This is a genomic window from Rhodopseudomonas palustris (assembly GCF_003226555.1).
GTDB classification, from domain to species: Bacteria; Pseudomonadota; Alphaproteobacteria; order Rhizobiales; family Xanthobacteraceae; genus Rhodopseudomonas; species Rhodopseudomonas palustris_I.
In genome coordinates this window covers 63170-73294 of sequence record NZ_QKQS01000029.1, presented here as the reverse complement: position 1 = coordinate 73294, position 10125 = coordinate 63170, and the positions used below count along the sequence as shown (strand labels likewise).

The 10125-nt window shown below is 66.5% G+C and carries 10 protein-coding genes; 4 read left to right on the top strand and 6 right to left on the bottom strand.

Going from position 1 to position 10125, the window contains the following annotated elements; translation table 11 throughout:
• The first annotated feature begins 147 nt into the window (after window positions 1-147).
• From paaC to paaE, 3 genes are read left to right on the top strand one after another with little or no spacing between them, the layout of a single operon-like run.
• On the top strand, window positions 148-924 hold the full coding sequence (gene paaC / locus DNX69_RS22710) for a 1,2-phenylacetyl-CoA epoxidase subunit PaaC (RefSeq protein WP_110788282.1): 777 nt from the start codon (window positions 148-150) through the stop codon (window positions 922-924).
• Window positions 918-1421: a 1,2-phenylacetyl-CoA epoxidase subunit PaaD gene (paaD, locus tag DNX69_RS22705; RefSeq protein ID WP_110788281.1), complete on the top strand. Its 504-nt coding sequence runs from the start codon at window positions 918-920 to the stop codon at window positions 1419-1421. Before paaC ends, paaD begins: the two co-directional genes overlap by 7 nt.
• Window positions 1422-1429: 8 nt before the next feature.
• Window positions 1430-2518, top strand: a complete 1089-nt coding sequence (paaE, locus tag DNX69_RS22700) for a 1,2-phenylacetyl-CoA epoxidase subunit PaaE (RefSeq protein WP_110788280.1) — start codon at window positions 1430-1432, stop codon at window positions 2516-2518.
• 154 nt (window positions 2519-2672) lie between these two features.
• Here the strand turns inward: paaE and DNX69_RS22695 are convergent, their stop codons facing one another.
• The 6 genes from DNX69_RS22695 to hpaH form a co-directional block, all read right to left on the bottom strand.
• Window positions 2673-4298 carry a thiamine pyrophosphate-dependent enzyme gene (locus tag DNX69_RS22695; protein WP_110788279.1) on the bottom strand — a complete coding sequence of 542 codons (1626 nt, stop codon included), beginning with the start codon at window positions 4296-4298 and terminating at the stop codon, window positions 2673-2675.
• A gap of 28 nt (window positions 4299-4326) precedes the next feature.
• The gene (locus DNX69_RS22690; RefSeq protein WP_110788278.1) at window positions 4327-5199 is read right to left on the bottom strand and encodes a fumarylacetoacetate hydrolase family protein; all 873 of its coding nucleotides are present in this window, start codon (window positions 5197-5199) and stop codon (window positions 4327-4329) included.
• 130 nt (window positions 5200-5329) lie between these two features.
• A complete protein-coding gene (gene hpaD / locus DNX69_RS22685; protein WP_110788277.1) occupies window positions 5330-6307 on the bottom strand; it encodes a 3,4-dihydroxyphenylacetate 2,3-dioxygenase in 978 nt (325 codons plus the stop codon).
• Between the two features lie 249 nt (window positions 6308-6556).
• Window positions 6557-8098 carry a 5-carboxymethyl-2-hydroxymuconate semialdehyde dehydrogenase gene (gene hpaE / locus DNX69_RS22680; protein WP_110788276.1) on the bottom strand — a complete coding sequence of 514 codons (1542 nt, stop codon included), beginning with the start codon at window positions 8096-8098 and terminating at the stop codon, window positions 6557-6559.
• The gene (locus DNX69_RS22675; RefSeq protein ID WP_110788287.1) at window positions 8091-8489 is read right to left on the bottom strand and encodes a 5-carboxymethyl-2-hydroxymuconate Delta-isomerase; all 399 of its coding nucleotides are present in this window, start codon (window positions 8487-8489) and stop codon (window positions 8091-8093) included. Before DNX69_RS22675 ends, hpaE begins: the two co-directional genes overlap by 8 nt.
• Before the next feature lie 20 nt (window positions 8490-8509).
• Window positions 8510-9316, bottom strand: a complete 807-nt coding sequence (hpaH, locus tag DNX69_RS22670; RefSeq protein ID WP_110788275.1) for a 2-oxo-hept-4-ene-1,7-dioate hydratase — start codon at window positions 9314-9316, stop codon at window positions 8510-8512.
• A gap of 184 nt (window positions 9317-9500) precedes the next feature.
• On the opposite strand from hpaH, the gene hpaR reads away from it, so the two are divergent.
• Window positions 9501-10100 carry a homoprotocatechuate degradation operon regulator HpaR gene (gene hpaR / locus DNX69_RS22665; RefSeq protein WP_425327321.1) on the top strand — a complete coding sequence of 200 codons (600 nt, stop codon included), beginning with the start codon at window positions 9501-9503 and terminating at the stop codon, window positions 10098-10100.
• Window positions 10101-10125 lie beyond the last annotated feature (25 nt).

Sequence of the window (10125 nt, the reverse complement as noted above, 5' to 3'; positions counted from 1 at the left end):
CCCCCCCCCCCCCCCCCCTCTCCTCGAAGCCGAGCAGTTAAGACTCGCGGAGACGCCCCCTCACCCCAGCCCTCTCCCCGCAAGCGGGGAGAGGGAGCAGAGGCGGCGCCACTGCGAAAGACCTACGGACGCGCAAAGGACACTGAAATGCCTGCCGCCTCGATCGAACTCACCGACACCCCGCTGTTCACCTATGCGCTGCGCCGCGCCGATGATGCGCTTGTGCTCGGGCATCGGCTGTCGGAATGGTGCGGGCATGCGCCGATGCTGGAAGAGGACATGGCGCTGTCGAACATCGCGCTCGACCTGATTGGACAGGCGCGCGAGCTTTACAGCTATGCGGGTCAGGTCGAAGGGCAGGGCCGCGGCGAGGATCAGCTCGCCTACCTGCGCGAGGAGCGGCAGTACCAGAACCTGCTGCTGGTCGAGCAACCGAACGGCGATTTCGCCCGCACCATCGCCCGGCAGCTGTTCTATTCCGCGTTCGCCGATCCGTATTGGCGGGCGATGATGCAATCCTCCGACGCCACGCTGGCGGCGATCGCCGCCAAGTCGGAAAAGGAAAGCGCCTATCACCTCCGCCACGCCGCCGAATGGATGATCCGGCTCGGCGACGGCACCCACGAAAGCCACCGCCGCGCCCAGGAGGCCGTCGACGCGCTGTGGGCGTTCACCGGCGAGCTGTTCGAGACTGACGATGCCGAGCGTCGGCTGATCGAGAGCGGCGTTGCGATCGATCCGGCGAGCCTGCGTGGCACTTGGCGGAGCACGATCGACACCGTGCTGCGCGAAGCGACGCTAACCGTGCCGAGCAATCCGTGGATGCAGCAGGGCGGCCGCAGCGGCCGTCACACCGAGCATCTCGGCCGGCTGCTTGCCGAGCTGCAGCACATGCAGCGGACCTATCCGGGGCAGACATGGTGACGCTGACCGGCAGCGACGCCGAGCTGCGGCAGCGCGCCTGGGATGCCGCCGCCACCGTGTGCGATCCGGAAATCCCGGTGCTGAGCATCGCCGATCTCGGCGTGCTGCGCGAGGTGCGCGTCGACCACGGCCGAGTCGAGGTCGCGATCACCCCGACCTATTCCGGCTGTCCGGCGATGAACATGATCGCGCTGGAGATCGAGACCGCGCTGGCGCGTGCCGGGATCGAGCATGCGCGGGTGACGACCGTGCTGGCACCCGCCTGGACCACCGACTGGATGAGCGAGGCCGGTCGCGCCAAGCTGAAGGACTACGGCATCGCGCCGCCGCCGGCGACCGGCTCGCGCCGCGCGCTGTTCGGTACGCTCGAAGTCGCGTGTCCGCAATGCGGCTCGACGGACACCGAGCAATTGTCCGAATTCGGCTCGACCTCGTGCAAGGCGCTGTGGCGCTGCAAGAGCTGCCGCGAACCGTTCGATTACTTCAAATGCCATTGAGCGCCGCCATGAACATCTCTGCCAGCATTCCGCGTTTCCATCCGCTAACCATCGCCGATCTGCGCCGCGAGGGGCGGGATGCGATTTCGCTGAGCTTTACGATTCCGCCGCAGCTGGCAGGCGCCTATCAGTTCGTGCCCGGCCAATATCTGACGCTGCGCACCACGATGGACGGCGAGGAGGTGCGGCGCTCCTATTCGATCTGCTCCGGCCCCGACGACGGCGAGCTGCGCATTGCGGTGAAGAAGGTCGACGGCGGCGCGTTCTCGGTGTGGGCGACCGAGGAGCTGAAAGCCGGCGATACGATCGAGGTGATGACGCCGACCGGCCGGTTCGGTGCGCTGCACGCGGCGGAAGAGACCCGCACCTACGTCGGCTTCGCCGCCGGCAGCGGCATCACGCCGATCCTGTCGCTGATCAAGGGCGTGCTGGCGCGCGAGCCGGCAAGCCGGTTCTTCCTGTTCTACGGTAACCGCACCACCGATCAGATCCTGTTTCGCGAGACGCTGGAGGCGCTGAAGGACCGCTATCTCGACCGGCTCGCTGTGTTTCATGTGCTGTCGCAGGAAGAGCAGGACGTGCCGGTGATGCAGGGCCGGCTCGACCGAGACAAGGTGCGGCTGCTGCTCACCGCGATGGTGCCGGCCGCAAGTGTCGATCACGTCTTCATCTGCGGTCCGACCGGCATGAGCGACGAGGTCGAGACCACCTGCCGCGACCTCGGCATCGCCACCGAGCGCATCCATGTCGAACGCTTCGTCTCGGGTCTCGGCGGCAAGCCGCGGCCGAAGACGGTGGTCGAGCCCGGTACGCCGCCGAAGGCGATCGCGTCGCTGATCATCGACGGCAAGCGCCGCGAGGTGCCGGTGGCGGAGGGCGAGGCGATCCTCGACGCCGCGCTGCGCGCCGGCGTCGACCTGCCGTTCGCCTGCAAAGGCGGGATGTGCTCGACCTGCCGCGCCAAATTGGTCGAAGGCGAAGCCAAGATGGATCTCAACTACTCGCTCGAGCCCTGGGAACTCGCCGCCGGCTTCGTGCTGACCTGCCAGGCCAAGCCGATTACCGAACGCGTAGTGGTGGATTACGATCATCTGTGATCTGAGGAGGGGCGCACTCACGTCTCCACTCGTCATTCCGGGGCGCGCGTAGCGCGAACCCGGAATCCAGAGGTTGTGGAACGATAAGGCTGAACAGCTCGAGATTCCTGGTTCGCTCACTTCGTGAGCGCCCCGGAATGACGACGGGGCGGGCTTATGGCTTCGCCGGATGAATGAACGGCCACGGGCTGGCTTCGCTGTCGCGCGGGACGTCGATCGCGATCAGTTGTGGGCCGCCGGCGGCGAGGGCCTTTTCCAGCGCGGGGCGGAAATGGTCGGGCGCGGTGACGCGCGCGGCGCCGACGCCGAACGATTCGGCCAGCTTGACGAAATCCGGATTGACCAGATCGGACGCCACCACGCGGCCTTCGAAGCCGTGCAACTGGTCGCGGCGGACGTTGCCGTAGGCGGAATTGTCGAACACCAGCGTCACCACGCCGATGTTGTACTGCACCGCGGTGGCAAGCTCCTGCACGCCGAACATGAAGCCGCCGTCGCCAGTGATCGCGACCACCGGCTTGTCTGGGCACGCCACCTTGGCGCCGAGCGCAGTGGGGAAGCCGGAGCCGAGCGTGCCCTGATAGCCGGAGGTGAGGAAGGTGCGCGGCTGGTAGATCGGAAAACCGTACCACGACGCGAAGCCGACCTGCGACAGTTCGTCGGTGACGATGGCATCGTCCGGCAGCACATCGCGCAGGATCTTCAAATAGGACATCTGCGGCTGGATCGCCTGGATGTCCTGCTGCGTCTTCGCCGTGGCGGCGCGGATCGCCTCGCGGCGGCCTTTCGTCTTCGAATAGCCCGCCTTGCTCACCGCATCGGCGAGCGCCCGGGCGCCGGCTTTGGAATCCGACACGATCGCCGCGTCGGGCGCGAACCGCCGCATCTCGGCCGGATCGATGTCGATCCGTACCGACTTCAGGCCTTCGGGGCGGAACGGCCAGCGGAAGGTCGTCGGCAGCTCCATCCGGGTGCCGATGCCGATGATCAGGTCGGTCTGCGGCCACAGCTGATAAGCGGCCGCGAAGGTGAGGCCGAGTTCATGCCGGTTGCTGACGATGCCGCGGCCGGAGCGGAACGCCACCACCGGCGCGTCGATCATCTCGGCGAGTTCGAGGATCTCGTCGCCGGCCTCGAGCGCGCCAGCACCGACGAAGATCATCGGCGTCTTGCTCTGCGCGACCAGCTTTGCGGCGGCGGCGACGCGATCCGGATCAGGCGCGGGCGGTGCGATCGGATCGAGCTTCTGCGCGGCGCCGGTTTCGGTCGCCTGCGTGAACACCTCCCACGGCATCTCCAGCGCCACCGGTCCACGCCGGCCGCTCATCATCTCCTGGAATGCGCGCGCCACCAGTGCCGGCGCGCTGCCCGGATACTCGATCCGCTCGGCCCATTTGATGAAGCTGCGCAAGGTGGCGAGCTGATCCGGCATCTCGTGCAGATGGCCGCGGCCCTTGCCGAGATACGCGCTCGGCACCTGGCCGGTGAGGCACATCACCGGCTCGTTGCAGCCGAACGCGGTGAGCAGCGCGGCGCCGGCGTTGAGCACGCCGGGGCCGGGCACCACACTGAACACGCCCGGTTTGCCGGATGCGCGGGCGTAGCCGAACGCCATATAGCCGCAGGCCTGCTCGTGCCGCGCACCAATCACCTTCAGCTGCGCTTTGGCGAAGCCGTCGAACAGCCCATAGATCTGCGCGCCGGGCAGGCCGAACACGGTGTCGACGCCGTGCGCAACCAGGCCCTGCACGATCGCTTCGCCGCCGGTCATGATGCTCATCTGATAATCCGCTGCTTGCTGGAAAGAACTACTCGGCTTCGTCGATCACGCCGTTGCGCAAGGTGCCGATGCCGTCGGCCTCGACCTCGATGACATCGCCGGGCTTGAGATACACCGGCGGTTCGGCGCGGGCGCCGGCCCCGGCCGGGGTGCCGGTGACGATCAGGTCGCCCGGCACCAGCGTGGTGAAGGTCGAGATGTAGGCGATCAGGTAGCGGAAGCTGAAGATCATCCGCGAGGTCCGGTCGTCCTGCCGCGTCTCGCCGTTGACGCGGGTCGTCAGCCGGATGTCGGCGATCTGCGACTCATCGCTGTAGGGCACCAGCCACGGCCCCAAGCTGCCGGTGTGGTCGAAGTTCTTGCCCTGGGTGACGTTGAATTTCGCGTGCCGGACCCAGTCGCGGATCGTACCCTCGTTGCACAGCGTGATCGCGGCGACGTGGTTCAGGGCATCGGCCTCGGCGATGTGCCGGCCGCCTTGGCCGATCACCAGCGTCAGCTCGCCTTCATAGTCGAGCAGCTTCGACGCCCTCGGCCGCACCAACGGTGTGCCGTGGCCGACGAAGGAGCGCGGCGTGCGCATGAACATCGACGGAAACTTCGGCGCCTCGCTGCCGTCTTTGTATTCGGCGTTGCGGTCCGGATAGTTGACGCCGACGCAGATGATCTTTTCCGGCTGCGGAATCGGCGGCTCGAACTTGACGGCATCGCGTGCAAAGTCCGGCGCGGTGTGGTCGGCCTCGTCGACGATCCGCTGCAGCGCGCCGGCCGCGATCACCTCGCGCAGCGTCGGATAGTCGTTGGCGTGGCGCGCCGACAGATCGACCACCCCATGATCGCACACCGCGCCGTAGCGGGTGAGGCCGTTGACGGTGAAGGTGGCGAGGCGAGGGGTGGGCATGGGCGTATTCCTTGAGGTCGTCGTCACCCGCGAAGGCGGGTGACCCAGTATTCCAGAGCGTCCGGGTTTAGACACCACTGCTTTGGGATACTGGATCCCCCGGACGAGCCGGGCGATGACGGTGGAAGGTTCAATCCGCAATCACCACATCGGCCACGAAGGCCGGCTCGCGGACCTCCTGGCCGAGGAAGGCCGAGCCCTGCTCGAACCAGGACCGCGGCGCAGGCGCCCCCCACAGCGTCTGGCGGCGCGGGTCGCGCAGCGACCAGCGCAGCGGCTCGTGGTCGTGGTCCATGGTCTGGTAGTCGCTGCAATACAGCTCGATGCGATGGCCGTCCGGGTCGCGGACGTAGAGGAAGAACGCATTCGAGATGCCGTGGCGGCCGGGTCCGCGTTCGAGCGCGAGCCCGCTCGACGCCATTACGTCGCACAGGTGGATGATGTTGAGCGGGCCGGGCACCCAATAGGCGAAATGGTGGAGCCGTGGGCCACGCCCGTTGGTCAGCGCGAAGTCGTGGACGTTGCCCTTGCGGTGCATCCACGCCGCGGCGATCCGGCCGCCGTCGCCGTCTTCTTCGGCGTATTCGGTGAGGCGGAAGCCGAGCCTGGCGTAGAACTCGATGGTGTCCTGGGTCTCGGCCGCAAACACGTTGAAATGGTCGAGCCGCTGCGGATGGCAGCCCTTGTAGCGTTCGTAGCGGCGCAGCAGATGTGGCCGCTTCTCCATCGTCGCATAGAGTTCGAGCCGATAGCCAAACGGATCGGTGACGTGCAGGGTGCGGCCCTGGAACGGGCGATCGACGAAGCTGTAGATCAGCCCGTTCTCGGCGAAGAAGCTGCCGGCCTTGTCGAGATCGTCTTCATTGCCGACCTTGAAGCCGAGCCTTGCCGCAGCGGGCGCGTCCGCTTTGCGCAGCACCAACGAATGATGCTGATGCTCCTCGCAGCCGCGCAAGTAAGCGGTGGCGTCGTCGCGATCCTCGACATGCAGGCCGATGATCTGGTCGTAGAACGCGACGCTTTTGTCCAGATCGACGACGTCGAGCACCACATGGCTGGTGCGGACGATGTTGAACGGCGGATCGAACACATGTTGCGGCACCGGCATTGGCGAGGTCCCCAGGAAGCTAAATTGTTAGTTCACAGCATCAAAGTTCGTCATTCCGGGGCGCCGCGCAGCGGCGAACCCGGAATCCATAACCCCTGTGTTGGCGACTGTGCACGGCCGCGCCGGCAGGGAGTATGGATTCCGGTCTCGCGCTTCGCGCGCCCCGGAATGACAAAAGCGGGCGCGGCGAGATTCCGGGTTCGCTCGCTTTCGCGAGCGCCCCGGAATGACAAGTGGAGAGGCTTGGCACTACACCACCCCCAGCTTCTGAATCCTGTGCGTGCCGCGGGCCAGCGAAACGTGCTTGGTCTCCATGTAGAACTCGAACGAGTAGTCGCCGCCGTCACGGCCGATGCCGGACTGCTTCATGCCGCCGAACGGCGTCGGCAGATGGCGGACGTTCTCGGAATTGAGCCAGATCATGCCGGCCTCGAGCGCATCGGCGACGCGCAACGCACGGCCCATGTCGCCGGTCCAGACATAGCCGGTGAGGCCGTAGCGGACGTCGTTGGCGATTTGCACCGCTTCGGCTTCGTCCTTGAACGGGATCACCGTGAGGAACGGACCGAACACCTCGTCCTGCGCCACTTGCATGTCGCTGCGCGCGTTCGTCACCAGCGTCGGCTGCACGTAGTGGCCGCCGCCGGGACCATCGAACGGCGCGCCGCCGACCGCGATGGTGGCGCCGTCTTTCCGGGCGACGTCGACATAGGAGCAGACCTTGTCGAGATGGCGTTGATGGATCAGCGGGCCGATCTCGGTCGACGGATCGAGCGGATGGCCGACTTTCAGCACGCGCACCCGCGCCGAGAGCTTTTCGATGAACTGATCGGCGATCGAAGCCTGCACCAACAGCCGGCTCGACGAGGTGCAGCGCTCGCCGTTCAGCGAGTAGATCATGAACACCACGGCGTCGAGCGCGCGATCGAGATCGGCATCATCGAACACGATCACCGGGTTCTTGCCGCCGAGCTCGAAATGCACGCGCTTCAGCGTCGGTGCGCCCTGCGCCATGATGGCTGCGCCGGTCGCGGTTTCGCCGACGAATGCGATCGCCTTGATGGCCGGATGTTCGGTCAGCGCCTTGCCGGCCTCTTCGCCGAAGCCGTGCACGCAGTTGAGCACGCCGTCGGGCAGCCCGGCGTCCCTGCTGATCCGCGCCAGCAGGTCGGCGGTCACCGGCGACCACTCGGCCGGCTTGTGCACGACGGTGCAACCCGCCGCCAATGCCGGCGCGATCTTCCAGGTCGACAGCATGAACGGCGTATTCCACGGCGTGATCACGCCGACCGGTCCGATCGGCACCCGGGTCGAGACGTTCCAGTGCTCGTCGCTCGGCGTGTTCAGCCCGTCGCGCGCCTCGGTACATTTATTGGCGAAGAACCGGAAGTTTTCCGCGGCGCGGATCGCCGCCTTGGCCATGAAGCGATGCGCCTGGCCGGTGTCGATGCATTCCAGCACCGCGATGTCGTCGGCGCGCGCCTCGATCGCATCGGCGATGGTGTGCAGCAGTTTGCGCCGCTTGGCGGGCGCCATGTCGCGCCACGCCGGAAACGCCGACTTGGCCGCTTTGGCGGCGCGGTCGATGTCCGCCGCCGTGCCGCGCGCCACCTGGGCCAGCACCGCATTGTCGATCGGTGAGGCCGTCTCGAACACCTCGCCGGATGAAGCGGCGACGATCTCGCCGCCGATCAGGTGGCCGATACCATCGGCCTTCAGCTGCTTCAGCAGCGGCGCGGCGCGGTCGAGATTGGCTTGAAATCCGGAAGAGGTCGTGGCGGCATCAGCCATGGCGGGCCTCGGCGATCAGGAGGTCGTGGATCGAGTTGCGCTTCCAGCTCGTCTCCTTGTCGTTGACCATCATGTCGAACGACAGTGCGAAGCCCTCGTCGCCGAACAGCGGATCAAGATGATGCGAGAGCTGGGCGAAGATGTGGTCGCCGGCGCGTTTGCGGGCGGCGAGGTCGCGGCCTTCGCCGAGCCGCAGCAGCATCGCCATGAAGCCAAAGCCGGGCCGGCCGTCGGCAATCGCGTAATGCTCGCAGCGGATCGCGCGGACGCGGATGCCGCCGACCGGGAAGATCCCGGTCTCGATCGCAGCGACGCGGACCAGTTCGACGATGTCGGCGATGTCGATCCGGTCGTCGAGATTGGCGGAATATTCGATGGTGAAATGCGGCATGGATTCCTCGCTTCGGTTCGTCACCCGAAGTAACAACTCACGGTGCCGTAGGGGCCGTAATCGGCCTGGATCGTATCACCCTTCGCCGTTTCGATCGCGCGAATGAACGAGCCGGCCAGCACGATCTGGCCGGGCTCCAGCGCCAGCCCCTGCGGCGCGATCTTGTTGGCGAGCCACGCGACCGCGGTCGCCGGATGGTTGAGCACGCCGGCGGCGAGGCCGGTCTCTTCGAGCTGGCCGTTTTTATAGGTCAGTGCGCCGATCCAGCGCAGGTCGGTGTCGAGCGGGCGGATCGGCCGGCCGCCGAGCACGATGCCGGCATTCGCGGCGTTATCGGCGATGGTGTCATAGATCTTGCGCGTCGCCTTGGTCTCCGGATCGACCCGCTGCACCCTCGTGTCGAGGATTTCGAGCGCAGGCACCACGAAGTCGGTGGCGTTCAGCACGTCGAAGATCGTGCAATGTGGGCCGGCGAGGCGATGCTTGATGACGAAGGCGAGTTCGGCTTCGACGCGCGTCGCGATAAAGCGATCGGTCGGCACCATGCCGCCGTCGTCGAAGAACATATCGTCGAGCAGGATGCCGCTGTCGGGCTCGCCGATGCCGAGCTGGCTCTGCATCGCCTTCGAGGTCAGCCCGATCTTGTGGCCGCGCACGCGCCGGCCCGCAGCCTGCTTGATCTCGATCCAGGCAGCTTGGATTGCGTAGGCATCGGGAATCGTGATCGCCGGGTGATCCAGCGACAGCTGGCGGACCTGGACTTTCGTTTGTTCGGCGCGATCGAGCCGTTCGGCCGCCGCGCGGATGTCGTCGTTCGAAAGCGCCATCGTCGCTCCAGCGAAAATCGTTTCACGCCCGCGCGGTCCATTCAACAAAACCGTCGCGCGGCAGATGATTAACATGTTAAATGATTGCGCTCAAACCGAAACCGCTCCTGTTGCGATGCAAAAAACTCCGCCACCGTCATTGCGGCCGAAGCGAAGCAATCCGGCCGCGCGCCCCAAAGCTGGATTGCTTCGGCGCGATGCGCCTCGCCATGACGGGGAGGAATCGGGTCGAAGCAAAGCGCCGATGCGCGAATTCTCGCGCTCGCTGCCGATGCTGTTGCTGCGCGGCCGCGAGGCGGTGATGCGCCACTTCCGGCCGCTGCTGCGCGCGCATGGGCTCAGCGAGCAGCAATGGCGGATCCTGCGGGCGCTCACGGCGGTCGAATCGCTCGAGGTCACAGAGCTGGCGGAGCGCGCCTTCCTGCTCGGCCCGAGTCTGTCGCGGATGCTGCGCGATCTCGAGGCGCGCAAGCTGGTGGCGCGCAAGCCCGCCAAGGACGATCAGCGCCGCAGCATGATGTCGATCACTGCCAAGGGGCTGAAGCTGATCGAGACCGTCGCGCCGTTTTCGGAAGCGATCTACGCCGAGATCACGCGGCGGACCGGCGGCGTCCGGCTCGCCGAACTGCAGGATCTACTGCGCGCGCTAGAGGCGAGTCTGATCGCGATGCCGGTGCGCCATGCCGGAAGCGCGGTGGACAGCGAAGCCGAATTTCGCTCAACTCGCGCCACACAAAAACGACCGCGGCCGAAGCCCGCGGCGCCGGGAGGAGACGACGAATGACGCAACAGCCCATGACCGCTGGCCG